Origin of the sequence: Mesorhizobium sp. M0983, assembly GCF_040318975.1 — a bacterium.
GTDB lineage: Bacteria > Pseudomonadota > Alphaproteobacteria > Rhizobiales > Rhizobiaceae > Mesorhizobium.
On the sequence record NZ_JAMYNH010000013.1, the window covers coordinates 123,175 to 147,601 of the forward strand.

Sequence of the window (24,427 nt, forward strand, 5' to 3'; positions counted from 1 at the left end):
GTCCGAAACGATAAACTACAGGTAAGTACGAAGCAACGCGACGAGCACGCCGCTGCACTATCTTGCACGACGCGATGAAAATAAGCAGATAGCTCGCATTTCTGAAAGACAGGATATCGCTCGATAGATCCGGTCGAGCCGATCTCCTAATCGAAAACGCTCGGCCGTTCAGGCGCCGAGCGGCTCGCGCTGCTTCTGCAGCCGGCGCGAAGGCTCGGCCCTGTGGAGATGGACGGCGAAGGTATCCCATGGCGGCGTGACGGAAATCTGCGCCAGGATGCGCCCCGCTTCACCGCGATGATAGACGCCGTTCAGTACGACGTGGGTCAGCATTTCCTGTCGCGACATCAATGCCTTATCCCCGTCGGTGAACACGAATGCGACGGGCTCGGAGAGCTGTTGCGACGAAACGGTTTCGAGATAATCGAGATACCACCGATCGGTCGCCGCGACTGCGGCACGAAGTTCGTCGAGGGCCGGCGTGTCCTCGATGTTGTCGGCGGAGTAGCCATGGCTTGCACCAACCAGGTGGGCTGAGAATATCGGCGACACCACATGGCTGTGATCGATGAGCCGTATCACGGCCTGCCGTTCCTTGCCGTGAACGGGCGGGTCGAGACTGACGAGCCTTTCCAGCAGTTCGTCATTTGCCCAGGCCTGATAGGCAAACAGGCTGCGAAGCAGGGCGTGCGCACTCATGGTCGGTGTCCTTTTCTGGAAATGCGAGTATGTTGTTCATATTTTCAGGAGAATGGGCGGGCGTGTCTACTCGCATTGCAAAACCGTATCCGCGCATGCGCAAGCAGCCGCGCCAGGCGCGTTCCAGGGCGACCGTAGAGGCGATCGTCGAGGCAGGGGCTCATGTTCTGAGCGGGCTGGGCTGGGCCGGCTTCACCACCAACAAGGTGGCCGAGACTGCGGGCGTGAGCATCGGCACGCTCTACCAGTATTTTCCCGACAAGCTTTCCCTGCTCGAAGCCGTCCGGCGCCGTCATTTCGATCATGTGCTGTCGGTCATTCGCGATTCGGCGGAAGGCCAAAAGCCGCTCAGGAAATTCGCGCAGGAGCTGGTGCGCGGCATGATCGCGGCGCACAGCATTCACCCGACACTGCATCAGGTGCTGCTCGACGAGGCGCCGGGCGATCGCGGCTCCAGGGCCGCCCACGCTTCGTTCCAGACACAATATCTCAACCACTACGCGACCGCCGTCGCCGCCTATCGCAAGCCAAGGAAAGGCGCCGACATGGAGACCGTCGCGCGCGTGCTGTCGTCGGCGATCGAAGGTGTGATCCATAACGCGGCACGCCGGAACATGCTCGCCGCGCCGGAGCTGCAAAAGCAACTCGTCGAACTGATCTGCGCCTACCTATCGGGCGCGGGCCGCATCGGTCGATAGCGCAGGGCACGGCGGAAGTCGGGGATTTCTGTACGTCGGATTCAAACCCGGCTCATGAGATGCGGCAAGGCCGATGCCAGCAATGCCGCACCTGATGCGGCCAAGAGCGTGAGGACGATCTTTCGAAACGTTGCTTCGCTGATGCCGATGTAGAGTCTCGCGCCAAGGAGTGTCGGTATCAACATCGCCGGCGCGACGATGGCAAACATCGGCAGCATTTCGAGCTTGATCTTTCCGGTCGCAAGATAGGCGGCCATCGTCATGGAGAGGGTCACAAGGTTGAAATTCTGGATGACAATGCGCTGCCTGTCCTTTTCCCATTGCCGCAGCACGCACCACAACGTTGGAACCGGGCCGGTGAAGCCGCCAAGCCCGCCCATGATGCCGCCAACCAGACCTATTGCACCGTCTGCAACAGGACCCCCGAGCGTGATGGGAGGGAGGCGACGGGCAAAAAGCATCAAGGGACACCAAACGACCAGCAGCGCGCCGAAGATCAACTTGAACAAGTGCACATCCAGCAGGGGCAGGATGGCGACACCGACCGGAATTCCTATGGTCCCGCCGATCAGGAATGGCAGCAGAAGCTTGAGGTCGAAACCCCGGCGGACGGTGACGGCGGCGATGATTTGGCCGGTGAGCGCCCCAAAGACCGCCATGGCAGCAGCAAGCTGGGGCTCCACGGTCCAAACCCAAAACGACATGGCAACCAGGCTGAAAGCGAACCCGGACAGCCCTTGGACGAAACCTGCAACGACCGCCCCAATTGCAACAATATAAACAAGCGAATCCATGTAGTGCTGTTTCCCCGCAAAGTGATCGATGTGGCCGGTTGGCGTTGACCTGCATGGAAATCTACGATTTTCGCAACCTCCGTCCGACCTTGAGCGCCGGACAGTCCACACACCAAAGAGGTATGAATGCCCCCCTTGCCGAGCTTGGCATTTGTCACATGGTTTTCGGCTGACCCCAGATCAGCCGCGGCTTTCTATGCGAATTTCGGAATTGTCTTCAGGCAAGAGCAGCACGGCTCCGGTCCGATACATTTCGCGTTCCAAGGTCAAGGGCTCGCGATCGAACTCTATCCGGCAAACGAAGGAACGACGGCGGAAGGAGCGGGAACGATGATCGGCTTCGAGGTCACCGACGCGGACGAAGCGGCTTCTGCCGCGAAGGCCAATGGTTTTGGAATCATTGCGGATGTCAAGGCGACGGCTATGGGCAGGCGTGTGATCGTCCGCGATCCTGACGGCCGTCAGGTGTTTCTTTTCTCGACCACCTAAGTGACGCAACAATCCATCGGGAATCGGAAGGCACTGGTTCAGCGCAGGACGCGGCAGCGGCCGTTGTAGACCATCCAGCGGTCGAAGCCCGAGACGCAGAATTCGACATTGTCGCCTATCGAGGCAAAGCCTTGGCCTTCCTCGATCAGATACCAGATGGTGCGGGCGTGGCCGTCGGAGAGGCTGACGGTGGCGCCGCAATAATGGCGGCCGATTGGCCAGGTGTCGTCGGCCGGCAGATAGCGATGCTGGTGGATGCGCTGGAAGTCGACGATCTGCACATCCGGCAGATGCGGCACGTGATGCACCTGATACGAGAAGCGGTCGGTGATTTTGTTCAGCACCCAGGCCTCGCCGCAGACGCCGCTGTCCTCATCGGTATAGATTGCAAGGTCGGCGGCCTGCACCGCCTGAGTAACGCCGAGAGGCGCAGCCAGCGGCGTGCAAACGGCGAGCAGTGCGGCAAGGGCGGATTGGGCGAAGCGAGTCATGGCAGCCTCTCAAGGTCGACTGCGCGCACTGTGCGGATTCGCTGACGCGCGGTCAAGCGGTTGTAGTGACGATGGTTACGGTGACGATGGTTGCGCTGAGGGAACGGCAAGGACCGCACCTCAAACTACTCTCCCGCCAGCCAGTCCAGCGTCCAATGCGATGGCTGCTCGACAGCAAGCAGCCGGTGCAGCGCCGGCAGCAGCGTCCGCAACTCGCCCTCCAGGGTGAAGGGCGGATTGACCATCACCATGCCGCAGCCGTCGAGGCTCGGCTCGACCGAGGCCGGCCTGATCTCAAAGCCGACGTCGAGCAGCCTGGGAATGCCCGTTTGCTTCAGCGCCTTTCGGAAGGCGGCGACCGCCTTGCGGTCCTTGAGCGGATACCACAGCGCGTAAATGCCGCCTGGCCAGCGCCGATGGGCTCTTTGCAGCGCGTCGACCAAGCGACCGAACTCGCCCTCTTCCTCGAAAGGCGGATCGATGAGCACGAGGCCGCGCTTCTCCTTTGGCGGCAGATGCGCGCCGAGCGCCAGCCAGCCGTCGAGCTCGATCACCCGGGTCTGGAAGTCACCGTCGAACAGCGCCTTCAGCCTGGCAGCATCCTTAGGGTGCAGCTCGACCGCCGACAGCCGGTCCTGCTTGCGCAGCAGGTGCCGGGCGATCAGCGGCGAACCCGGGTATTTTTTCACGCCGCCGTCCGGATTGAGCGAACGGACGGCTCCAAGATACGGTGCCAGCAATGCCGCCGCCGGGGCGGCGCGGGCGGAATCGGCCAGCCGGCCGATGCCGCCCTGCCATTCGCCCGTCTTTTGCGCTTCGGTTGAGGACAGATCGTAGCGGCCGATGCCGGCATGGGTGTCGATGACCCGAAACGCCTTGTCCTTCTGCTTCAGATATTCGATCAGCCGGCTGAGCACGGCATGCTTGACGACGTCGGCGAAGTTCCCGGCATGGTAGGCGTGGCGATAGTTCAATTGGAGCCCCTGCCCCAGCGCGGCGGTGGCGGCTGCGAGTTCGGATTTTCCGGCCGGCGGCCGCCGAAACGGAATGCCAGCGCCAGCCCGGCCAGGCCGGCCGCCATCAGGGAAAAACCGACCGGCCGCGCCCGGCGGTCGACCTCGCCGGCAGCCGAGCGCAGGACGAGGTCGACGGCCCGCATCGGAATGCCCTCGGCGTCGCCCGGACCGACGGTGAAGATGTAGGAACCGGGGGTAACGCTCGGGATCAGGCCGGCCTCGTCGCGAAAGATCCTGTCCGGCAGCTGTGGGCTGACCTGGCGCGGATTGTCGGAGTGATTGAACTGCAGCGTCGAGGCGAGCACCGTCCTGCCGCCGGTGGCGGCGGTCAGGGTCAGCACGGTGCGCTGCTGCGAGACGATGCGCTCGGCTCTTGCAGTAAGATCGACCAGCACGCGTAGCGGCCCGTCGCGTGCGCTCAGGGCCACCGTCACCGGCTTGAACCGGCCCTGGTCGTAAACCCGCCAGGTGCCGATCTCACGGCCGGAGAAATTGGTCATCGCCCAGGGATAGACGACGCCGATGCCGGTACCGATGAGCAGGATCAGAAGAAACAAAAAGCGCATGCGGACAATGCCCCGTTGATGCAACTACCTCGCATTGGCACCGTCGCGGATACGCTCCATCTCGTCCAGCAACATGTCGAGGCCTATATCGAAGGTCTTGTCAAAACCGGCTGTGCCGAAATATGCCCCGGCAGCCATGACGCCGGGGAAATCCCGCGCTAGCGCTTCATCGCTCACCGTGGTGACCGCCGAAGGCCCCTTGGCGTAGCCGGCCGTCTCGTCAAGGATCGCGCCCATCAGATAGTAGCTCGTGGCTCGGAACAACCGGGCGCTGAGTTCCAAACCGAAACCGCCGGCTTCGAACAGGCCGATCACGTGGTTCAGCTTGGCGAGACATGCCGGCGAATTCATGCGGTAGACCACAATGAACGGCGCAAAGGCGGGATGTTCGGTGGCGACCCGGCGGTATTCCTTCACGGCGACGTGGATCCGCTGGCGCCAAGGCATGCCGTCGTCAGGAATCCTGATCGAGCTGATCTGTCGATCGACCAGTGCCTCGTAAAGATGCGCCTGGGAGGGGAAATGATGGTAGATGCTCATCGCTTCGCAGCCGAGTTCTGCCGCCAGCTTGCGCATCGAAAAGCCGGAAAGCCCCTCCCTCTCGATTACCTCGAAAGCCGCATCCTCGATCATCTCGCGAGACAGCCGGCCGCGCGTTCGCTTTTTTTTGACTGATATGTCCATGGTGCCGCTTGACAACTTACGCTGTAAGGTTAATTTTCGACATTACCTTACATCGTAAGGCCAACAAAAACCAGAGGAGAACGCCATGAACAGCTTCCATATCGTTTTCATCCACGCCCTCTTCGCTTCATCATGCATCCTTGCTCGCCTCCACGGTCCACGCGCTGACCCTGACGCTGGCCTCCGCACCGGCCCGTGCCGACGACTATGACGCAACCATCAAGGACATCCAGTCGACCATGGGCGCTTGGAGCTCTATCTTCAACGGCATGCAGGTCGATTTCGATACGTTCAGGAGGGAGACGGGCGGGCAGTAATGCTTTCGTTTTTGGAGCGGGATGCGTTCAAACTGAATTCTCCATCCCGCTCTAACTGTTTGTGTGATCCGCCAGTACCTCATTGATAACCCGCCACGATTTTTCCGCCTCGCGCTGGTTGCCGTCATGTCCCGAAGCGACGATCAGCGCCTTCCAGAGCGCCCAGCCCCGAGCGCGCGCCCAGCTGTGCTCGTCAAGGGAAATGGCGTCGCGGAACGCCTGGCGGCTCTCGCCGTAAAATTCCGTCCATGCGATCACCAGGTCACAGGCAGGATCGCCGATAGCCGAACTGCCGAAATCGACGACCGCGCAGAGCTTGCCATCTTCGACGAGCAGATTGCCTGAGGCAACGTCGCCATGGACCCAGACCGGCGGCCCTTGCCATCGCGAGCCGAGCGCGGTCGCCCACACCGCCTCGGCGGTTGCCTTGTCGATGCGGCCGCCGAGCGCCGAAAGCGCGGCTCGGGTCTGGGCGTCGTAGACTGAAAGCTGGCCACCGCGGTGGAAATTATGCTGACCTGCCGGTGGTCCGCCAGCGGCGTCGATCCGGTAGAGCGCAACCAGAAAGCCGGCCAGCGAACGAGCGAATTCATTGAGATCGGCAATCAGCCCACCAGCCGCCGGCCGGCCGCGAAGCCAGCGATAGACGGACCAAGGCCATGGATAGCCTTCACCGGGCGCGCCTCTGGCCAGTGGCACCGGTATCGGCAGAGGCAAGTGAGGCGCGAGGCGAGGCAGCCAGCGATGCTCCTTCTCGACCTGGGCAACATAGGCGGCAGCGCTGGGCAGCCGCACCGACATTCGATCGCCCAGCCGGAAGGTGCGGTTGTCCCAGCCGCCAGGCTCGACCGGCTCTACCGGCAGGTCCGCCCATTCAGGGAACTGCGCGGCAATCAAGCGGCGAACAAGTGCGGCATCTATCGATATGCTTGGTGTTTGATCATCAGGCGGCATCGGGCTTGCTCAGGTCTTCTAAGCCTTGCGTTCCCAGCGCCGGTCCGGTGTTTGCTGCCAGTAGGTCACGGTGTGGCCGGCCTCCTTCATTGTCTTCCAGTGCGTGCGTGCCGCCTCTAGCTGGGCTGCATCGTGGCCGTCGAACAGGAACACGGCGCGCTGGTAGCCGCCAAGCTCCGGCGGCACCGCGCCATCGACCAGGAAGCGTATCTGCGCCTGGTTCGGATTGTCAGGTCCGACGGTCAGAAGCACCGGCTGCTCGGCGGGATGGGCTTCGCGGTCCGTTGCATGGGCCAGGAACGAATCGTCCCGGAAAGTCCACAGATGCTGGTCCAGCGCGTCGCGCCGTTCCTCGGTGCCGGTCTGCACCACGGCGCGCCAGCCGCGATCGATGCTGCGCTCCAGGAGGCCGGGCAGCGCGTCCTCCAGGGTCGATTCGGTCAGGTGATAGAACAGGATTTCGGCCATGACTTCAGTCTAAATCATTTGGCGCGCCGCTCATTGCTCGTAATGATCGCGCACCAATCGGTCGAGCAATCTGACGCCGAATCCGGAAGCCCATGACTGGTTGATCTCGTTGGAGGGCGAGCCCATCGCGGTGCCGGCAATGTCGAGATGCGCCCAGGGCGTGTCCTTGACGAAGCGCTGCAGGAACTGCGCGGCGATGATGGCGCCGCCATAACGGCCGCCAATATTCTTCATGTCGGCATTCTTGGACTCGATCAGCTTGTCGTATTCGGCGCCGAGCGGCATGCGCCACAACCGCTCCTGCGTCGCCTGACCGGCCGCCGTCAGCCGGTCCGCTAGCTCGTCATTATTAGAGAACAGGCCAGCATAATGCTGGCCGAGCGCGACCATGATGGCGCCGGTCAGCGTCGCCAGATTGATCATGAATTTCGGCTGGAAGCGGTCGTTGCAGTACCACAGCGCATCGGCCAGCACGAGGCGGCCCTCGGCGTCGGTGTTGAGCACTTCGATGGTCTGGCCAGACATCGAGGTGACGATGTCGCCCGGTCGTTGAGCGTGGCCGTCGACGGCGTTTTCGACCAGCCCGACAATGCCCACGACATTGACCTTCGCCTTGCGCGCGGCCAGCGCGTGCATCAGCCCGGTGACGGCAGCAGCGCCGCCCATGTCGCCCTTCATGTCCTCCATACCGGAGGCCGGCTTGATCGAATTGCCGCCGGTGTCGAAGGTGACTCCCTTGCCGACGAAGGCGACCGGGCTTTCCTTGGCCTTGCCGCCGTCCCACCGCATGACGGCGATGCGGGCGCCACGCGGCGAGCCCTGCGCTACGCCCAGCAGCGAACCCATGCCGAGCTTCTTCATCTCCTTCTCGGCCAGGATCTCGACCGTGACGCCGAGCGCCTCCAGTTGGGCGATGCGGGCGGCGAATTCCACCGGTCCCAACACATTGGCCGGTTCATTGACCAAATCGCGCGCCAGCAAGACGCCGTCGATCACCGCCGCTTCATCGGCAAAGGCCTTCTTTGCGGCCGCCGGATCGGCCGTGTGAATGGTCACCTTTACCGGCTTTTTTGGCTCACGCTTGCCGTCACCATTGTCCTTTTTGGTCTTGTACTTGTCGAAGGAATAGCTGCGCAGCAGGATGCCCGCGGCAAGCTGAACGGCTTGCCTGCCGCTGACGGCGGCGCCGGGAAGATCGAGCACGACGGCCACTTCGGTTGCCTTGCGAAAGGATGCGGCAATCGTGCCGCCGAGCTTCAGCCAGGCGTAGTCATCGAGATTGGAGCCCTTGCCGGCGCCGACCGCCACCAGCCGCTCGAGCGACGTCCCTTCCGGTGCCAGCACTTCGACCTGGCTGGCGAATTTGCCGGTGAAGTCGGCGACGGGAAAGGCCCGCTCGAGGGTCTTTGCCGGATCGCAGGCCCTGACCGCATCACCGAGGCCGCCCTCGTCGGCCGCCAGAACGAAAACGCTGCCCTTTTTGGGCGCGGCGAATTTGGCGAAGGCGATCGAGGGTCTCGAATTCATCATGTCCTGCTTTCGGGGAAATGCGTTGGATTATCGGGGAGAGGCGTTCGATTGGGCAGATCGGATCTAAGATGCCGTGTTATTGCGTCAGTGAGCGGCGGGTTGAAACAGCTCGATGACATTGCCGGATGGGTCTTCGAGCAGGGTCTGGGAACCGCCGACGCCCGTTATGATATCGTTGCGAAAGACAAGTCCAGCACTCTTGAGACGCGCAACCTCTTCTTTCAGGTCCGGCACCACCAGCAGGATGCGGTTCCAGCCTCCCGGCACCGGCTGCCGGCCGTCGGGCATCGCCCGAGCACCCGAACTGCCGGGTCCGCTTAGAAGGAGCCGTAACGCGCCGCGCGTGACGGAGGCAAAAGCCGGTCGCGCGTCCTGTTGGACGGCGAAGCCCAGATGTCCGCAATAGAAGTCGATCGAGGCGGCGACATCATCGACAATGTAGCGAATGCTGACTGGCGTCATGATCATTGACCTTTCGGTTCGAGCACGTTCCAACAAGGCGTGTCTATTGCGGGCGGAACAGTCGGCATAGTCCTGCTCATTATCGCCGCTTGACAATCCGCGCCGCTATCGCCCTAGCCTGAATGCGGGCATTGGCGAAACAACCGCGAATGCTCGGCCGCATGCCGGTAAACCACAGACCGGGCAATCGCGGGTCGGCTTCGCCGCCGTTGAAAAGCGGAACGCCCTTGCCGTCGAGAACGCCGAGCTTGCCGACCATCTGCTCCAGCCCGGTCCGGTAGCCGGTCGCTGAGATGACGATATCGGGCGTGATAAACCTGCCGTCGTTCAATATGATGCCGTCGCGAGTAAATTCTCGCAATGGCGGCACCACCACGATCATGCCTGCCTTGATGGCGCGAACCGCGCCGTCATCGGCTGCAATCGCAGTGTAGTCGGCGCTCAGACGGCTCGCACCTCCTATGGAGGCCGGCGGAAGCCCGAATTTCGTCAGGTCGCCGAAAACTAGGCGCTGGGTTGTCGCCATCACCGCATCGGCAATCCGTACCGGCAAGCGCGCCATGAAAGGCGAAAGCCTGTGGACGGCGATCTTGCAGATGCGTTTCGGCAGCAATGACGGACCATTGCGGGCCGACAGCCAGATGCTTTCGGCGTCTGCATCCGCAAGATGATTGAGGACGTCGAAACCCGAATTGCCGGCACCGACCACCAGCACCTTTTTGCCGGCATAGTCTTTCGCCTCGCCAAAATCTGCCGAATGGACGATCCGGCCGGCAAAATCCTTCATGCCTTTCCATGCGGGAATAAACGGCTGCCGGTCGCGCCCGGTGGCGACGACGACATGGCGCGCCGGACGGGATCCGGAATTGGTCTGTACGGTCCAGTGATCGCCATCGAACGTGATCTCTTCGACGGCAACGCCGAATGTGACAGGCAGCCGGTGCACTTGGCTGAAATCGTTCAGATGGCGAATGACGGCGGTTCTGTGCGGGAAGGCCGGGGTGCCTGCGGGATAGCCGATGCCGGGCAGCGTCGAGAGATCGCGATGCGTGTTGAGGTGCAGACGTTGGTGCCGCCGATGCCAGGGCTCGGCAAGCCGGCTCTCCTTTTCCAGGACGAGCGTCGGTACGCCGGCCTTCATCAGGGCGTGGGCGGCGGCAAGGCCGGCCGCGCCGGCGCCGATCACAATCGCGCCATCAAAGACCGCTTCCCAACCGGTTTGACTGCGCAATTTTTCCGCTTCCATGCTGGGGCTCAACAGATCCTGACCCGTCTTATCACGCCGCCGCGGCGGCGATCGGCGCGACATTTGGTCGTTTTGCCGCATTTGACAAGACTTTGGCCGAAATCGCTCCCATATGCGACATTGAACCATCCACGATTCGTCGCGGCACGGCCCCGCTTCCCGCCGCAACCTGTTGTTAACCAACAATGTTCGCCCTTTCTTATCCATTGCCGCCGACACTCCGGCCCAGCGGAATTTGCGATACGGAACCCAGATCGAACCGCCAAACTGAGCCAGTTGTGCAGCCGGCGCCGGACGACTACCTTATTCCAAGGCATGATGCCGTTCGAAACCGCCGAGAAAAGCCTTCATGAAGGTCGTTGAACGTTACATCATGCGCCGTGCTTTCGCGGTATTCGCGCTGGCGCTCGTTTGGACGCTGGCGATCGTCTGGACGACTCAGGTGCTCGCCCGCATCGACCTCGTCACCGATAGCGGTCAGTCGGCCCTCACCTTCTTCGAAGTCGCAGCGCTGATCGTCCCGTCGATCGTTCCGATCGTCGTGCCGTTCGCCCTAGTCGTCGCGGTCGCGCAGATCCTCAGCGTGATGAATTCGGATTCGGAGCTGGCCGTCATCAATGCCGCCGGCGCTTCACGCTGGACCATCGTCAGGCCGATCATGCTTCTGGCACTCGCAGCCAGCGTTTTTTCGTTTGCTGTCGACAATGGCGTCGACCCTTACGCACGCCAGAAGAACCGCGAGTTGATTGCTTCGTCGCGTGCCGATCTGTTGTCGTTGATCATCCAGGAAGGCACCTTCCGCAAGATCGATGATGGCCTGTTCCTGCAGGTTGGCGAACGGCTTCCCGACAATCGCCTCGGCGGCATCTTCGTCGCCGACTCGCGCGAAGAAGGCGTCAATCTCATCTATTATGCCAAGACCGGCAGCATCATCGAACGCGGCGACGAGAAGGTGCTGATGATGAATGACGGCGTCATCCATCGCAAAACCATGACCGGCGACCTCTCGGTAATCCGGTTCACCTCCTACGCCTTCGACTTGTCCGCTTTCTTGTCGGCGTCATCTGACATTCTGCTTTTGCCGAAGGACCGGACGACCCAGTACCTGCTCAATCCCAGTCCGAACGACAAGATGTACCAGCAAAAGCCGAACAGGTACCTGGCCGAGCTCAACCAGCGTTTTTCCGAGTGGTCCTATTCGCTCGTCTTTGCGCTGATCGCGCTTGCGGTCGCCGGAGATGCGCGCTCGCATCGCGAGGCGCGCGTGCACCCGCTGATCACGGCAATCGCGATCGCGCTGTTCGTGCGCTGGCTCGGGTTCTTTGCCGCCGGCAAGGCCGACAAGGTGCCGCAATATGCCTATATGGTCTACGGCGTCCCGATCGTGGCATCGGCGATCGCTATCTGGTTCATCGTTTCCAACCGGACGATGGAACTGCCGGTTGCTTGGGCCGATTGGATAACCAATCTTGCCGGCCGCTTCAATGACGGCTGGAGCGCCGTCAAGCTCCGCTTTGCCCGGCGTGGCGCATCCGGACAGGGAGCCGGCTGATGGGCTGGACTCTGGGTCGGTACTTCTTCTTTCGCTATGTGACGATCACCATCTGGTTCTTCATCGGCCTTTTGGCGCTGGTGTTCCTGATCGATTTCACCGAGCTTTCCGGCCGCACGACCGGCGTGCCGGGCTTCACCTACGCAACTGCGTTCGCCATTTCGGGGCTCCGGATGCCGATGATCATGCTGCAGACGGTGCCGTTCGTCGGCCTGTTCTCGGCGATGGCGACCCTGGTGTCGCTCAACCGCAAATATGAATTGGTCATCGCCCGTTCCGCCGGGGTTTCCGCATGGCAGTTCCTGCTGCCGTGCTGCATCGGGGCGCTGCTGTTTGGGGCCTTGTCGGTTGGCGTCATCAATCCGATAGCCGCGCACGCCTATTCCTGGTCCGAGCAGATCGAGACCCAGCTCCGTTCGGGCAAGTCGAACACCGTCTCGGCCGACGCCGCGCCCTGGATCAGGCAGAAAACCAGCTCCGGCGATACCATCATCGGCGCGCGCGCCATTCTCAATCAAGGCCTGGAGATGGCCGACGCGGTCTTCTTCAGTTTCAGCCCGCAAGGCGACATCATCGAGCGCAAGGATGCCGCGCACGCCTTTTTGCGGGACGGCTACTGGGAATTGCGGGACGTCAAGGTGTTCCGGGACGGCACCATCCAGTCGTTACCCAGCGATCGGCTGCCGACCGATCTCAAGCCGGAATTCGTGCAAGAGCGGTTGGCGCGCCCTGAGACCATCCCCTTCTACGATCTGCCCGGCAAGATCGAGGTGGCCCGCTCCTTCGGCCTCAAGGCAAATGCCTTCGCCATGCAGTTCGATTCCCTGATTGCGCTGCCCTTCCTGCTCGTCGCGATGACGCTGATTGCGGCAACGGTATCAATGCGATTTGCGAGGATGGGGCAGTCGGCGACGATGATTCTGGGTGGCATCGTGGCCGGCTTTCTGCTTTATGTCGTTTCGGTGCTGGTCAAGGCATTCGGCGTAGCGGGATTCGTACCCACTGCCGTAGCGGCTTGGGTCCCGGTTGTCGTGGCTATGTTCTTCGGGGTGACATTCCTGCTATACAAGGAAGACGGCTAGTGAGGGAGGCGGTTTTGCGCAGCCATAGGCACGCCGGTTTGGCACGCCTCTCTGCGGCGAGCGCCTTGGCATGCCTGCTTGCCGGCGCTGCCCCGGTTGCTCCGGTTTTCGCCCAGGACGTCAGTGAGCTGGCAACAAAGGTTCCGAGCGGCACGCAGATGCTGCTGGCAGCCGATACGCTGGTCTACGACAACGACAAGCAGACTGTGACGGCCGTCGGCGGCGTCCAGATCGACTATGGCGGCAACCGTCTCGTCGCCCAGCGGGTCGAATACAACCGCAACACCAAACGCCTCGTCGCCAGCGGCAATGTCGAGCTCGTCAACAGCGACGGCACCAAAATCTATTCGCAGCATGCCGACATCACCGACGATTTCGCCGACGGCTTCGTCAACGCGCTGCGTGTCGAGACCGTCGACAAGGCGTATTTCGCCGCCGAAAGCGCGGAGCGCATGGGCGGCGTGCTGACGACGTTCCACAATGGCGTCTACACCGCCTGCGAGCCGTGCGAGGACAAGCCCGACAAAGCGCCGACCTGGCGTATCAAGGCCAGGAAGATCATCTGGAACGGCGAGAAGAAGACGGTTCGCTTCGAGAATTCGAATTTCGAGTTCTTCGGCTTTCCACTGGCCTATCTGCCGGCTTTCGAGATCGCCGACCCGACGGTCAAGCGCAAGAGCGGCTTCCTGATCCCCGGCGTCGCCTACAAGAGCGATCTCGGCGTCGGTGTTAGAGTTCCCTATTATTTCGCGCTCTCGCCGACCTACGATCTAACTGTCACCGGCAGCGGCTATACCAGACAGGGTTTCCTCGGTGAGGCCGAGTGGAGGCAGCGCTTCAACAACGGTCAGTACAGCCTGAAGATTGCGGGCATCCGTCAAGAGAATCCCGATGCCTTCATCGACGACAATGGCCACAACGTCAGTTCGGGTACCGAGGGCGATCCGAACAGGTTCCGCGGCATGATGGGCACCCAAGGCCAGTTCGCCATCAACCCGCGCTGGGACTTCGGCTGGGACATCCTGCTGCAGAGCGACAAGAGTTTCTCGCGCACCTACGATATCGATGGCTTCAACGATAGCGTACACCGCTCCGAGGTGTACCTGACGGGGCTCAACGATCGCAATTATTTCGATGTGCGCGCCATGCACTTCGACGTTCAAGAAGACACCCTCGCTAGCGATCCGACCGCCCGCGCCGCCAAGCAGCCCTGGGTGCTGCCCTCGCTCGACTACGCCTATATCCCCGACATGCCGGTGGCCGGCGGGCAGCTGTCGTTCGACGTCAACGCGCGGATCATAGACCGCGACAGGCTCGATACGGCTCTTGCAGATTCGGGCATCCCTTCGTCCGTCAACAACGTCCGCGGCATCGACGGTCAATCCGGCCGCGTTACCGCTGAGGCCGAATGGAAGCGCACCTTCACCACCGATGGCGGGCTGCTGCTGACGCCGCTGCTGGCGCTGCGCGGCGACGCCGGCTATGTCAACGCCTCCTCGGCCTCGCTCGACGCCGTCAACCAGATGGCGACCAATCTCGGCGTTGACGACGACATGCGTTCGTCGCTTGCCCGCTACATGGCGACCGCCGGCCTTGAGATGCGCTGGCCGGTACTGTTCTCGATGACCAGTTCCAGCCATGTCTTCGAACCGATGGCGCAAGTGTTCATGCGTCCGAACGAGCAATATGTCGGCGGGCTGGCGGTCCCCAACGAGGACGCCCAGAGCTTCGTCTTCGACGCCACGACGCTGTTCGAGCGCGACAAATTCTCCGGCTATGACCGCATGGAAGGCGGCACGCGCGCCAATGTCGGGCTGCGCTATTCCGGCGCGTACGACAATGGCTGGAGCACCAATGCGGTGTTCGGCCAATCCTACCAACTCGGCGGCCAGAACTCGTTCGGCACGCCGGATCTGGTCAATGTCGGCGCCTATTCGGGTCTTGAAACCGCAACCTCCGACTATGTCGGCCTTGTCGGCTTCAATAGCCCCAGCGGATTTTCCGGCTCGGTCAGCGGCCGTTTCGACGAGCAAAGCTTCGAGGTCCGCCGCGCTGAGGTAAAGGCCGCCTTTTCAGGCCTGCCCGTATCGCTGAGCGCCAAATACGCCTTCATCCAGGCGCAGCCGCTCTATGGCTTCTCCACGGATCGCCATGAGATCACGCTCGGCGCCTCGACGCATCTTGCTGAGAATTGGCGCGTCTTTGGCACCGGCACGTATGATCTGGAGCAGAGCATCCTGGTCAAGGACGGGGTCGGCTTTGCCTATAGCGATTCGTGCTTTACCTATTTGATGACGTTTTCGGAAAGACGTGACCTGAACACCAAGGAAGTATCGCAGAACGTCGGCTTCAACCTGTCGTTCCGCACGCTCGGCGATTTCGGCTCGTCGCAACGCTCCATCGACACCATCCAATAAGGGGAGCAGCAGTCGGCAACGGGGCGGCTGGCGGACGACATTGTTTCGCCGCATAGAGCAGGCACGAATTTCCGCGGCCTGAACTGGGACAGGTTGGGCCGAATCGAGATGGAATTGGGATGCTTTCGATGAGGAAATACCTCTTTTCGGCAGGCTTCGCGCTGCTGGTGGCGGTCTCGATCACCGCAGTGACGCGGCCGGTTTTCGCCAGCGAGATCAAATACGTCGTCAACAATATACCGATCACCACCGGCGACATCCAGCATCGCGCGGCTTTCCTGCGCCTGCAGCACAAAAAGGGCGATGCCGGCCAGGAAATGATCGACCAGACGCTGCGCATGGCCGAAGCCAGGCGGCTCGGCATCCGCATCAGCGACGCGCAGGTCGATGCCGCTTATCAGCGTTTCGCCACGAGCAACAAGATGCCGCTCAAGCAGCTTGACGGCGCCATGGCGCAATCCGGCGTCTCCAAGGAGCATTTCAAGGAGTTTATCCGGGCGCAGATGGCCTGGAACCAGGCGCTGACCGCGCGTCACCGTTCTAGCGACGGCGGCGGCGCCATAAGCGAGCAGGACCTCGTCAAGCGCATGCTCGAGAAAGGCGGTAGCAAACCGAGTGCCACCGAGTACATGCTGCAGCAGGTCATTTTCGTGGTGCCGGCCGCCGAGCGAAGCGCGACGCTGGCCAAGCGCAAACGCGAAGCCGACGCCATGCGCGCCCGCTTCAACGGCTGCAACACCACGCGCGAATTCGCCAAGGGCCTGATGGATGTCACCGTTCGCGATCTCGGCCGGGTGCTGGCGCCGCAATTGCCGCTGGACTGGGCCGAGCAGATAAAAGCTACAAAGGTTGGCGGCGCCACCACGACGCGCGAAACCGACCGCGGCGTCGAATTCATCGGCATCTGCTCGTCGCGCGAGGTGTCAGACGACAAAGTCGCGCAGATGGTGTTCCAGAATGAAGGTTCGAGCGACAAGAACGCCGACGAGCTCTCGAAGAAATATGTCGAGGAGTTGCGGAAGAAAGCCCGCATCATCGAGCGCTGAAGTCGCGATAGCCGTGCCTCACGCAGAGCTTCCGCTGGCGCTGAGCGTCGGCGATCCGTCCGGTGTGGGGCCGGACATCGCCATCGCCGCTTGGCAGGCCCGCGATACCGCCGGCGTTCCGTCTTTCTATCTTCTTGCCGATCCGGCACTGATTGCCGCGCGGGCGCACAGGCTCGGCGCCGATATTGCGATGGCCGAGACAACGCCGGCGCTAGCGCCGGAGATGTTTTCGCGCGCGCTGCCGGTGGTGGCGCTTGCCGCCCGTTTCATCGACAGTCCCGGCCGCTCTGATCCAGCCAACGCCGCCGGCATCGTCGAGGCGATCGACCGCGCCGTCGCCGACTGCCTGGCCGGCCGCGCTGCCGCGGTCGTCACCTGCCCCATTGCCAAGAAGCCGCTCTACGATGCCGGCTTTGGCTTTCCCGGCCACACCGAATATCTGGCGCATCTGGCATCGCTTCATACCGGTACCGAGGTGACGCCGGTGATGCTGCTTGCCGGACCGGACCTGCGCACCGTGCCGGTCACCATCCACATCGCGCTGGCCGAGGTGCCGAAGGCGCTGACGACCGACCTGATCGTCACCACCGGCCGCATCACCGCCGCCGACCTTGCAAACCGCTTCGGAATTGCCAAGCCGCGGCTCGCCATTACCGGCCTCAACCCGCACGCCGGCGAAGGCGGCGCGATGGGCACCGAAGATGAGCGCATCGTACGCCCGGCGGTCGACAGGCTGAGGCAGGAAGGGATCGACGCCTTCGGGCCATTGCCCGCCGACACGCTGTTTCATGCTCGCGCCCGCGCCGGCTACGACGTGGCGCTCTGCATGTATCACGACCAGGCGCTGATCCCGGCCAAGGCGCTGGCGTTTGACGAGGCTGTCAACGTCACGCTTGGCCTGCCCTTCATCCGCACCTCGCCCGACCATGGCACCGCCTTCGACATCGCCGGCAAGGGCATCGCCCGCGCCGACAGTCTGATTGGCGCACTGAAGCTCGCTCGCCTACTTGCCGATACTGGGACAAAAACTGCAGGCCAATGAGCCCAATCCGATGATCCTAACCCAATGAGCCCAGCCCGATGAGCCCAGCCCGATGAGCATAGACGGGCTGCCGCCGCTGCGTGAGGTGATCGAGCGCCATGGGCTGCAGGCGAAAAAGGCGCTCGGCCAGAATTTTCTGCTCGACCTTAACCTGACAAGCAAGATTGCGCGGACCGCCGGCGACCTGAGCGACGTTACGGTTATCGAGGTCGGTCCCGGTCCGGGCGGGCTGACTAGGGCCCTGCTCCTCAACGGCGCCCGGCGGGTCGTCGCGATCGAGCGCGACGAGCGCTGCCTGGCGGCCTTGGCCGAGATCGCGAACCACTATCCGGGTCGGCTCGAAATCGTGGCCGGCGATGCGCTGAAAACTGATTTTGCAGCGCTTGCCAAAGGAGTGCCGGGAAGCAGCGGGTCGGCGAAAATCGTCGCCAACCTGCCTTACAATATCGGCACCGAATTGCTGATCCGTTGGCTGACCGTCACCGAGTGGCCGCCTTTCTACACATCGATGACGCTGATGTTCCAGCGCGAGGTCGCCGAACGCATTGCAGCCAGCCCCGGCAGCGAGGCCTATGGCCGGCTCGGCGTGCTGGCAGGGTGGCGGACGGAGGCGAGGATTGCCTTCGACGTGCCGCCGCAGGCGTTCACGCCGCCACCCAAGGTGACGTCCTCGGTTGTGCATCTGGTGCCACGCGCCAGCCCCTTGCCGGCAGAGGTGAAACGGCTCAGCCGCGTCACCGAAGCGGCGTTCGGCCAGCGCCGGAAAATGCTGCGGCAGAGCGTGAAAAGCCTTGGCGGCGAGGCGCTGCTCACCCGCGCCGGCATCGATCCGACCAGGCGTGCGGAGACGCTCAGCGTCGAGGAATTCGTGCGGCTGACGAATGCGGTGTGAGGCTGTGATGCAGGAACTTGGAGTGGTCGCTCGGCTTTTCCCACTTATCGAGGCAGGCGAGAAAATATCCACCATACGCTGGCGCGAAATATCGATTTTGCCGGGCTATATGCGCTATGTTTGTGACGGCGATGCCAGCAGGATCGCGATTGTGTGGGTCACGCGCTGCACCGATCTGCGCCTGTCCGAGGCGGCAACGTTCCTTGGAGAGAATCGGAATGGCCCCAAGAGGTCACGGGGATGCGAGAGCACTATCCGCAGATCGGACGGACCGACATTGTACAGATCATTGAACACTTGACACCCGCCCAGACAAAGCGTCGCCCCGACTACCCGCCTGAAGTCCGATAAAAGTGCGCTATCTGGCAAACTTCGATCGCACAGAGGAATGCCAGTCGTGACGCTGCAGGAGCCGACCAACACCCGCACGCTAGGTGGATCATGCCAGTGCGGTGCAGTCACCTATAAGGTGACGGACGAGTTCATATTTGCCGTGAATTGCCATTGCTCGATCTGCCGTCGCGCAACCGGCGCAGCGTTCAAGCCACTCGCAGGCATAGAGCGTGTCAAATTGCGCATCACGAGTGGGGAGGACAAAATCCAGATCGTCGACGGCAATAGCTGGCATGACGAGCGATGCAAGCTATGCGGGTCGTTCCTTTTTGCGGTTGTTCGTGACGGCGCGTTCGCCCACATCGCTATGGGGACCCTCGTCGACGACCCAAACATTCGCCCAAGCGCGCACATTTTCGTCGGCTCCAAGGCACCTTGGTTCACCATTACAGACGACCTGCCGCAATATGACGAAAATATTGTCGAAGACAGGAGCGAATTCACGGAAGCGTCGAGCTTCGTGTCGTTCCATCAGGAGAGCGATACCGCAAAGCCGCGTTGAACCCCCGGCCGTGCCATCATAGTCCCATACTAGCGCTCAACATTCGGAAATTCGGCAAGATCGACTTGATGCCGCTCGTGCCGCCATGCCCAGCCGAGAATAGCAAAATCGGCGATCGACAGCTCGCCCGAGAAATACTCGACCTCCGCCAGCCTCCGATCGGCGACTCCGTACAGGCGTCGGGTCTCTGCGCTATAGCGTGCCAGTCCGTAGCGGCGGTCCTGGTCGTCGGTCACGCCAAGAAAGTGGTGCACCTGGCCCGGCATCGGACCGAAACCACCCACCTGCCACATCAGCCATTCCAACACAGGGACTTGCGCGCTGAGTCTGGACGGCCAAAAGTGGCCGGTCTTCTGGCCTAGGTAAATTAGGATGGCACCCGACTCGAACACGCTGATCGGTCTACCCGTCCGGTCCGGCGGGATCGACGATGGCGGGGATGCGATTGTTGGGGCTAATACGCAGAAACCCAGAGGCATGCTGTTCGCCCTTCGTGATGTCGACCACCTTCACCGTGTAGGGCAGCCATCTCCTCGAGCGCGACGCTGATCTTTCGGCCATTCGGTGTGTCAAAAGCCCATAATTCAATCGGCATGCCAACTCTCTATCGCGTTTTATCCCGACGTTGATCGCTGGTACGAGGGCGTCTCTCTCGTCAACAAACATCGGCAAATGTCAATTATCCCGACAAGTGGACACTATCTTCGTGTGATCGCCACCGTCCCGAAAGACGCCGCAGGCCGGACGCTTACGATAAAGGTGCTCAATCCGTCTTCTCATCGAGCAGCCCCGAGACGAAATCGAACAGGCCCGGCCGGCGATCGCGTCTGAGCCGTTCGGCCGTGACGATGCCGCGCACCTCGGCGAAAGCGCGGTCAAGATCGTCGTTGACGATGACGAAATCATATTCCTTCCAGTGCTCGATCTCATTACGGGCGTTCTTGAGCCGCGTCTCGATTACCGCTTCCTGGTCCTCGGCGCGACGCTTCAGCCGCGCCTTCAATTCCTTCATCGACGGCGGCAGGATGAAGATCGAGACGATGTCGGCGCGCATCTTCTCCTTGAGCTGCTGAGCGCCTTGCCAATCGATGTCGAACAGCATGTCGCGGCCTTCTGCCAGCGCCTGTTCGGCCGGCTCGCGCGGCGTCGCGTAGCAATTGCCGTGCACCTCCGCCCATTCGAGCAGCGCATCGGAATCGCGCAGCCGCTCGAACTCGCGCATCGTGCGGAAGTGGTAATGGACACCCTCGATCTCGCTGCCGCGGCGTGGCCGCGTGGTGACCGAGACCGACAATTCCAGGCTGGAATCGCTCTCCAGCAGGTTGCGCGCGATCGTCGACTTGCCGGCGCCTGAGGGCGACGACAACACCAGCATCAGCCCGCGGCGCCGAATGCGGGAACCCACATCCCTAGTGGTCATGGGGCTTGGCAGTCATGTGGCTTGGCATCGGGATCATTCCAGATTCTGGACCTGTTCGCGAAACTGGTCGACGACCGCCTTCAGTTCCAGTCCGATGGCGGTGACCGCGGCAGCATTCGACTTGGAACACAGCGTATTCGATTCGCGGTTGAATTCCTGCGCCAGGAAATCGAGCTTGCGGCCGACGGCGCCACCGCCGGCGAGCAGCGCCCGGCCCGACGCCACGTGCGTCTTCAGCCGGTCGATCTCCTCGCGTATGTCGGCCTTGGTGGCCAGGAACGCCGCTTCCATATGCAGCCGGCTGGCATCCAGATTGGCTGATGCGTCCATCAGCAGCCGGATCTGCTCTGCAAGCCTTTCGCGGATCGTGGCCGGCTCGCGTGATGGATCGGCCTCGGCCCGCAGTGTCAGCGCCTCGATGGCATCGATATGGCCGGACAGCAGGGAACGAAGCGCCGCACCTTCGCCTTGGCGCGCCTGCTGCAGCCCGTCCAGTGCTGCTTCCAGCGCCGACAATATCGCGGTATCGAGCGCACTGCGCGCCTCTTCGGTTTCGATGGCTTCGGGAATGTCGAGCACGCCGCGCAGCGCAAGCAGTCCGTCGGCCGCCGCAGGCGCTACTCCGAACTGCTCCTGCAGCCGCTTGGCCAACCCCGCCAGATCCTTCAGGAAAGCCTCGTTGACCACGGGTTGCGCTTGCGCGCCGGCGGCGCGGCCAATGGTCAGCGTCATCTGGAAATTACCGCGCCCAAAACGCTTTTGCACCGTCTGCCTGACTGCCGGCTCCAGCCGGTCGAAACCTTGCGGCAGCCGCAGCCTGACCTCGACGCTCTTGCCGTTGACGGACTTGGCTTCCCAGGCAATCGAAGTGCCTTCGTGTTCGGCGACACTGCGCGCAAAACCGGTCATACTCTGCAAGTTCATGTTGCCGTGCGTCCCCTTGCCGAATGCCCCTCAAGCCGGAACGATTGCTCCGGACAGGATCATGTGAATTTCAATGCCATAGCAGCCCTTGCACATCCACCCGGACATGCACAGGGCCGACCTGATGGCGTCTGGCCCTACTGGGCGGCGGTAGCCCCCGCATCGTCAACGATGGCTCCCGCCGGCGTGTCGGCTCCGGTATTGGTTGCCCCGGCCTTGGCGGCGTCCTGCGCCTGCTTTTTCAGCAGTGCCCGGTAGCGAGCGACATTCTCGTTATGCTCATCGAGCGTCGCGGCAAAGACGTGGCCGCCGCTGCCGTCGGCGACGAAGTAAAGATCGCTGGTCTTCGACGGATTGGCGACTGCCTCCAGCGCCGCACGGCCGGGATTGGCGATCGGCGTCGGCGGCAAGCCGTTGATCAGATAGGTGTTGTAGGGCGTCGGCTTCTGGATGTCCGACTGATAGATCGGGCGGTCGATGGGTTTGCCCTTGCCGCCGAACAGGCCGTAGATGATGGTCGGGTCCGACTGCAGCCGCATACCCTTGGCCAGCCGGTTGAGGAAGACGGCCGCTACCCGCGAGCGTTCATCGCCCTTACCTGTCTCCTTCTCGACGATCGAGGCCAGGGTGACAAAATCCTCAATGTTGGCGATCGGCAGATCCGGCGCTCGGCGCTGCCAGACTTCGTCGACCAGTCTTTTCTGGTCGGCCAGAAGCTTGTCGACCATCTGCTGGCGTGTTGCGCCGCGGGTGAAGCGCAGCGTGTCGGTGGCGAGGCTGCCCTCGGGTGGAGTGGTCGACGGCATATCGCCGGCCAGTGCGTCCTGCTCAGCGATCCGTTGCAGTGCCTGCTCGACCGTCAGCCCCTCGGGGATGGTCAGCGAATACATCACCGACTTGCCGCTCTTCAGCAGTTCCATGATATCGTGCATCGAAGCCTGCGGCTTGATCTCGTATTCGCCAGCCTTCAGGGCGGAATCATTGCCGAAGGCGCGTACGCCAAGGCGGAAGATGCGGGCGTCGCTGATCAGCCCTCGCCGCTCAAGCTGGTCGGCGATCTCCTGGACGCCGCTATTCGGCTTGACCAGGAAAGTGTCGCCATTGGCCGACGGGCCCGGCTCGTTGAATTCCTGCTTGCCGAAATACAGCGCAACGCCTGCCGCCAGAACCATCAGCATCACCGAAGAGATGACGAAGTTCATGAACACGACGAACTGGCTGCGCGAGGCACGCGAGCGCTTCGGCGGCGGCGTGCCGGCCTCGGGCCGCAACGCCTCGCTGGCCGTCTTCGGCACGATCGGGCCGGGGGTTGCTGCCCGTTGCCCGAATTCCCCGTTATCGGCCGGATTTGTGTTCATAGCGCCCTACCAATTGATCTTGCGACGAATCCCCTCGGGCAGAGTAGGGGCGAATATGGCAAAATTGACGGCAGACGCAAACCGGCGGAGCGGTCAGCCATTGTAGCGCTGGAAGACGAGCGAGGCGTTGGTGCCACCGAAGCCGAAGGAGTTGGACAGCGCCACGTCGATCTGCCGGGCTCGCGGCTTGTGCGGCACAAGGTCAATCGCCGTTTCGCGCTCCGGATTGTCGAGATTGATGGTCGGCGGCGCGATGTTGTCGCGAATGGCGAGGATCGAAAAGATCGCCTCGGCAGCACCAGCCGCGCCCAGCAGGTGGCCAATCGACGATTTCGTCGACGACATCGATATCTTCGAGGCGGCGTTGCCGACCAGCCGCTCGACGGCGCCGAGTTCGATCGTATCGGCCATGGTCGAGGTGCCGTGGGCGTTGATGTAGTCGACATCGGCGGGCGTCAGCTTCGCCCGGTTCAGCGCCGCCGTCATGCAACGGAAAGCGCCGTCGCCGTCCTCGGCTGGCGCGGTGATGTGATAGGCGTCACCGGTCAGGCCGTAGCCGGTGACCTCGGCATAGATCTTGGCGCCGCGGGCCTTGGCGTGTTCGAGTTCCTCGAGCACGACAACACCGGCGCCCTCGCCCATGACGAAACCGTCGCGATCGCGATCATAGGGGCGCGAGGCCGTTTGCGGCGCGTCGTTGCGGTCGGTGGAGAGCGCGCGGCAAGCCGCGAACCCAGCGATCGAAAGCCTCGTCACTGGCGCTTCGGCGCCGCCTGCGACCATAACGTCGGCATCGCCCCATATGATCAGCCGGGCGGCATCGCCGATGGCGTGCGCACCGGTCGAGCAAGCGGTGACGACGGCATGGTTGGGGCCTTTCAGCCCATGCCGGATCGAGACCTGGCCGGACACGAGGTTGATGATTTGGCCGGGGATGAAGAACGGGCTGATGCGGCGCGGACCGCGTTCCTTGAGGATCATCGCATTCTCGGCGATGCCTTCGATGCCGCCGATGCCGGAACCGATCAGCACGCCGGTGGCGCACTGTTCCTCATGCGTCTTCGGCTGCCAGCCGGAATCCTTGAGCGCCTCGTCGGCGGCCGCGATCCCGTACAGGATGAAGTCGCCGATCTTGCGCAGTTCCTTCGGCTCGAGAACGGCTTCAGGATTGAAAGTGGCATTGGAGCCGTCACCGCGCGGAATGACGTGGGCGACCTTGCAGGCAAGGTCTTCCACCTCGAATTCGGTGATGCGCTTGGCTGCACTGCGGCCGGTCAGAAGCTCATTCCAGCTGTGCTCGAAGCCCATGCCGAACGGCGAAAGCAGCCCAAGGCCCGTGACGACGACACGCCTCATCGCAGGTCCTCCCCGGTGATGACTGCAAA

Annotated in this window: 25 protein-coding genes and 1 pseudogene; 10 read left to right on the forward strand and 16 right to left on the reverse strand. The window is 62.4% G+C overall.

All coding sequences use genetic code 11. The features are described 5' to 3' along the window. Nucleotides 1–168: 168 nt before the first annotated feature. Nucleotides 169–699 (reverse strand): DinB family protein, encoded by a 531-nt coding sequence (locus tag NKH71_RS22580; RefSeq protein WP_352791488.1) that lies wholly within the window; start codon nt 697–699, stop codon nt 169–171. 62 nt (nt 700–761) lie between these two features. Between NKH71_RS22580 and NKH71_RS22585 the strand changes: the two genes are divergently transcribed. Beyond that, on the forward strand, nt 762–1,397 hold the full coding sequence (locus NKH71_RS22585) for a TetR/AcrR family transcriptional regulator (RefSeq protein ID WP_502895886.1): 636 nt from the start codon (nt 762–764) through the stop codon (nt 1,395–1,397). A gap of 41 nt (nt 1,398–1,438) precedes the next feature. Here NKH71_RS22585 and NKH71_RS22590 read toward each other — a convergent pair whose 3' ends face one another. After that, a complete protein-coding gene (locus NKH71_RS22590; RefSeq protein WP_352791490.1) occupies nt 1,439–2,191 on the reverse strand; it encodes a sulfite exporter TauE/SafE family protein in 753 nt (250 codons plus the stop codon). Between the two features lie 126 nt (nt 2,192–2,317). Between NKH71_RS22590 and NKH71_RS22595 the strand changes: the two genes are divergently transcribed. Beyond that, complete coding sequence (locus NKH71_RS22595; protein ID WP_352481792.1) at nt 2,318–2,680, forward strand: VOC family protein; 363 nt, start codon at nt 2,318–2,320, stop codon at nt 2,678–2,680. Nucleotides 2,681–2,718: 38 nt separating this feature from the next. Here NKH71_RS22595 and NKH71_RS22600 read toward each other — a convergent pair whose 3' ends face one another. The 4 genes from NKH71_RS22600 to NKH71_RS22615 all read right to left on the reverse strand — a co-directional run bounded on the left by NKH71_RS22600 (nt 2,719) and on the right by NKH71_RS22615 (nt 5,437). Further along, on the reverse strand, nt 2,719–3,171 hold the full coding sequence (locus NKH71_RS22600) for a hypothetical protein (protein ID WP_352481793.1): 453 nt from the start codon (nt 3,169–3,171) through the stop codon (nt 2,719–2,721). A 125-nt stretch (nt 3,172–3,296) separates the two neighbouring features. Beyond that, on the reverse strand, nt 3,297–4,145 hold the full coding sequence (locus NKH71_RS22605; protein ID WP_352895341.1) for a 23S rRNA (adenine(2030)-N(6))-methyltransferase RlmJ: 849 nt from the start codon (nt 4,143–4,145) through the stop codon (nt 3,297–3,299). Further along, complete coding sequence (locus NKH71_RS22610; RefSeq protein WP_023719807.1) at nt 4,142–4,753, reverse strand: hypothetical protein; 612 nt, start codon at nt 4,751–4,753, stop codon at nt 4,142–4,144. The genes NKH71_RS22605 and NKH71_RS22610 overlap by 4 nt, the downstream gene beginning before the upstream one ends. Before the next feature lie 24 nt (nt 4,754–4,777). Further along, nucleotides 4,778–5,437 (reverse strand): TetR/AcrR family transcriptional regulator, encoded by a 660-nt coding sequence (locus NKH71_RS22615; protein WP_352895342.1) that lies wholly within the window; start codon nt 5,435–5,437, stop codon nt 4,778–4,780. 140 nt (nt 5,438–5,577) lie between these two features. Between NKH71_RS22615 and NKH71_RS22620 the strand changes: the two genes are divergently transcribed. Further along, on the forward strand, nt 5,578–5,754 hold the full coding sequence (locus NKH71_RS22620; RefSeq protein WP_352481796.1) for a hypothetical protein: 177 nt from the start codon (nt 5,578–5,580) through the stop codon (nt 5,752–5,754). A gap of 51 nt (nt 5,755–5,805) precedes the next feature. On the opposite strand, the gene NKH71_RS22625 is transcribed toward NKH71_RS22620, so the two are convergent. The 5 genes from NKH71_RS22625 to NKH71_RS22645 form a co-directional block, all read right to left on the reverse strand. Then, a complete protein-coding gene (locus tag NKH71_RS22625; protein ID WP_352515674.1) occupies nt 5,806–6,708 on the reverse strand; it encodes an aminoglycoside phosphotransferase family protein in 903 nt (300 codons plus the stop codon). Between the two features lie 18 nt (nt 6,709–6,726). Further along, nucleotides 6,727–7,176 (reverse strand): DNA polymerase III subunit chi, encoded by a 450-nt coding sequence (locus NKH71_RS22630; RefSeq protein ID WP_023719810.1) that lies wholly within the window; start codon nt 7,174–7,176, stop codon nt 6,727–6,729. 30 nt (nt 7,177–7,206) lie between these two features. Continuing rightward, entirely contained in the window at nt 7,207–8,703 is a 1,497-nt protein-coding gene (locus NKH71_RS22635; protein WP_023719811.1) for a leucyl aminopeptidase, read from the reverse strand. Nucleotides 8,704–8,790: 87 nt separating this feature from the next. Continuing rightward, nucleotides 8,791–9,174, reverse strand: a complete 384-nt coding sequence (locus NKH71_RS22640) for a VOC family protein (RefSeq protein ID WP_352494878.1) — start codon at nt 9,172–9,174, stop codon at nt 8,791–8,793. A 73-nt stretch (nt 9,175–9,247) separates the two neighbouring features. Further along, complete coding sequence (locus tag NKH71_RS22645; protein ID WP_352481799.1) at nt 9,248–10,414, reverse strand: flavin-containing monooxygenase; 1,167 nt, start codon at nt 10,412–10,414, stop codon at nt 9,248–9,250. Between the two features lie 349 nt (nt 10,415–10,763). On the opposite strand from NKH71_RS22645, the gene lptF reads away from it, so the two are divergent. From lptF to NKH71_RS22680, 7 genes are all read left to right on the forward strand, one after another. Then, nucleotides 10,764–11,966 carry an LPS export ABC transporter permease LptF gene (gene lptF, locus NKH71_RS22650; protein WP_352494877.1) on the forward strand — a complete coding sequence of 401 codons (1,203 nt, stop codon included), beginning with the start codon at nt 10,764–10,766 and terminating at the stop codon, nt 11,964–11,966. Then, nucleotides 11,963–13,048 (forward strand): LPS export ABC transporter permease LptG, encoded by a 1,086-nt coding sequence (gene lptG / locus NKH71_RS22655; protein WP_023719815.1) that lies wholly within the window; start codon nt 11,963–11,965, stop codon nt 13,046–13,048. Before lptF ends, lptG begins: the two co-directional genes overlap by 4 nt. Next, nucleotides 13,048–15,465: an LPS-assembly protein LptD gene (locus NKH71_RS22660; RefSeq protein WP_352494876.1), complete on the forward strand. Its 2,418-nt coding sequence runs from the start codon at nt 13,048–13,050 to the stop codon at nt 15,463–15,465. The genes lptG and NKH71_RS22660 overlap by 1 nt, the downstream gene beginning before the upstream one ends. 119 nt (nt 15,466–15,584) lie before the next feature. Further along, the gene (locus NKH71_RS22665; protein ID WP_023719817.1) at nt 15,585–16,511 is read left to right on the forward strand and encodes a peptidylprolyl isomerase; all 927 of its coding nucleotides are present in this window, start codon (nt 15,585–15,587) and stop codon (nt 16,509–16,511) included. Between the two features lie 13 nt (nt 16,512–16,524). Continuing rightward, nucleotides 16,525–17,553 (forward strand): 4-hydroxythreonine-4-phosphate dehydrogenase PdxA, encoded by a 1,029-nt coding sequence (gene pdxA / locus NKH71_RS22670; protein ID WP_023719818.1) that lies wholly within the window; start codon nt 16,525–16,527, stop codon nt 17,551–17,553. Nucleotides 17,554–17,605: 52 nt separating this feature from the next. Beyond that, the gene (rsmA, locus tag NKH71_RS22675; protein WP_023719819.1) at nt 17,606–18,445 is read left to right on the forward strand and encodes a 16S rRNA (adenine(1518)-N(6)/adenine(1519)-N(6))-dimethyltransferase RsmA; all 840 of its coding nucleotides are present in this window, start codon (nt 17,606–17,608) and stop codon (nt 18,443–18,445) included. Between the two features lie 397 nt (nt 18,446–18,842). Further along, complete coding sequence (locus NKH71_RS22680; protein ID WP_348633227.1) at nt 18,843–19,340, forward strand: GFA family protein; 498 nt, start codon at nt 18,843–18,845, stop codon at nt 19,338–19,340. 29 nt (nt 19,341–19,369) lie between these two features. On the opposite strand, the pseudogene NKH71_RS22685 reads toward NKH71_RS22680, so the two are convergent. The 5 genes and pseudogenes from NKH71_RS22685 to fabF form a co-directional block, all read right to left on the reverse strand. Then, nucleotides 19,370–19,935 (reverse strand): annotated as a pseudogene (locus tag NKH71_RS22685) (glutathione S-transferase N-terminal domain-containing protein). A 168-nt stretch (nt 19,936–20,103) separates the two neighbouring features. After that, nucleotides 20,104–20,760, reverse strand: a complete 657-nt coding sequence (gmk, locus tag NKH71_RS22690) for a guanylate kinase (RefSeq protein ID WP_023719822.1) — start codon at nt 20,758–20,760, stop codon at nt 20,104–20,106. 33 nt (nt 20,761–20,793) lie between these two features. Beyond that, on the reverse strand, nt 20,794–21,684 hold the full coding sequence (locus tag NKH71_RS22695; RefSeq protein ID WP_023719823.1) for a YicC/YloC family endoribonuclease: 891 nt from the start codon (nt 21,682–21,684) through the stop codon (nt 20,794–20,796). Nucleotides 21,685–21,821: 137 nt separating this feature from the next. After that, complete coding sequence (mltG, locus tag NKH71_RS22700; protein ID WP_023719824.1) at nt 21,822–23,042, reverse strand: endolytic transglycosylase MltG; 1,221 nt, start codon at nt 23,040–23,042, stop codon at nt 21,822–21,824. Nucleotides 23,043–23,135: 93 nt separating this feature from the next. After that, nucleotides 23,136–24,398 (reverse strand): beta-ketoacyl-ACP synthase II, encoded by a 1,263-nt coding sequence (gene fabF / locus NKH71_RS22705; protein ID WP_023719825.1) that lies wholly within the window; start codon nt 24,396–24,398, stop codon nt 23,136–23,138. Nucleotides 24,399–24,427: the final 29 nt, after the last annotated feature.

Excerpts from the sequence above, each read along its gene's own strand:
- NKH71_RS22580 (WP_352791488.1), bottom strand. The coding sequence starts at position 699 with ATGAGTGCGCACGCCCTGCTTCGCAGCCTGTTTGCCTATCAGGCCTGG.
- NKH71_RS22590 (WP_352791490.1), bottom strand. The coding sequence starts at position 2,191 with ATGGATTCGCTTGTTTATATTGTTGCAATTGGGGCGGTCGTTGCAGGT.
- NKH71_RS22595 (WP_352481792.1), top strand. The coding sequence starts at position 2,318 with ATGCCCCCCTTGCCGAGCTTGGCATTTGTCACATGGTTTTCGGCTGAC.
- NKH71_RS22600 (WP_352481793.1), bottom strand. The coding sequence starts at position 3,171 with ATGACTCGCTTCGCCCAATCCGCCCTTGCCGCACTGCTCGCCGTTTGC.
- NKH71_RS22610 (WP_023719807.1), bottom strand. The coding sequence starts at position 4,753 with ATGCGCTTTTTGTTTCTTCTGATCCTGCTCATCGGTACCGGCATCGGC.
- NKH71_RS22615 (WP_352895342.1), bottom strand. The coding sequence starts at position 5,437 with ATGGACATATCAGTCAAAAAAAAGCGAACGCGCGGCCGGCTGTCTCGC.
- NKH71_RS22625 (WP_352515674.1), bottom strand. The coding sequence starts at position 6,708 with ATGCCGCCTGATGATCAAACACCAAGCATATCGATAGATGCCGCACTT.
- NKH71_RS22630 (WP_023719810.1), bottom strand. The coding sequence starts at position 7,176 with ATGGCCGAAATCCTGTTCTATCACCTGACCGAATCGACCCTGGAGGAC.
- NKH71_RS22635 (WP_023719811.1), bottom strand. The coding sequence starts at position 8,703 with ATGAATTCGAGACCCTCGATCGCCTTCGCCAAATTCGCCGCGCCCAAA.
- NKH71_RS22640 (WP_352494878.1), bottom strand. The coding sequence starts at position 9,174 with ATGATCATGACGCCAGTCAGCATTCGCTACATTGTCGATGATGTCGCC.
- NKH71_RS22645 (WP_352481799.1), bottom strand. The coding sequence starts at position 10,414 with ATGGAAGCGGAAAAATTGCGCAGTCAAACCGGTTGGGAAGCGGTCTTT.
- lptF (WP_352494877.1), top strand. The coding sequence starts at position 10,764 with ATGAAGGTCGTTGAACGTTACATCATGCGCCGTGCTTTCGCGGTATTC.
- NKH71_RS22665 (WP_023719817.1), top strand. The coding sequence starts at position 15,585 with ATGCTTTCGATGAGGAAATACCTCTTTTCGGCAGGCTTCGCGCTGCTG.
- rsmA (WP_023719819.1), top strand. The coding sequence starts at position 17,606 with ATGAGCATAGACGGGCTGCCGCCGCTGCGTGAGGTGATCGAGCGCCAT.
- gmk (WP_023719822.1), bottom strand. The coding sequence starts at position 20,760 with ATGACCACTAGGGATGTGGGTTCCCGCATTCGGCGCCGCGGGCTGATG.
- NKH71_RS22695 (WP_023719823.1), bottom strand. The coding sequence starts at position 21,684 with ATGAACTTGCAGAGTATGACCGGTTTTGCGCGCAGTGTCGCCGAACAC.
- mltG (WP_023719824.1), bottom strand. The coding sequence starts at position 23,042 with ATGAACACAAATCCGGCCGATAACGGGGAATTCGGGCAACGGGCAGCA.
- fabF (WP_023719825.1), bottom strand. The coding sequence starts at position 24,398 with ATGAGGCGTGTCGTCGTCACGGGCCTTGGGCTGCTTTCGCCGTTCGGC.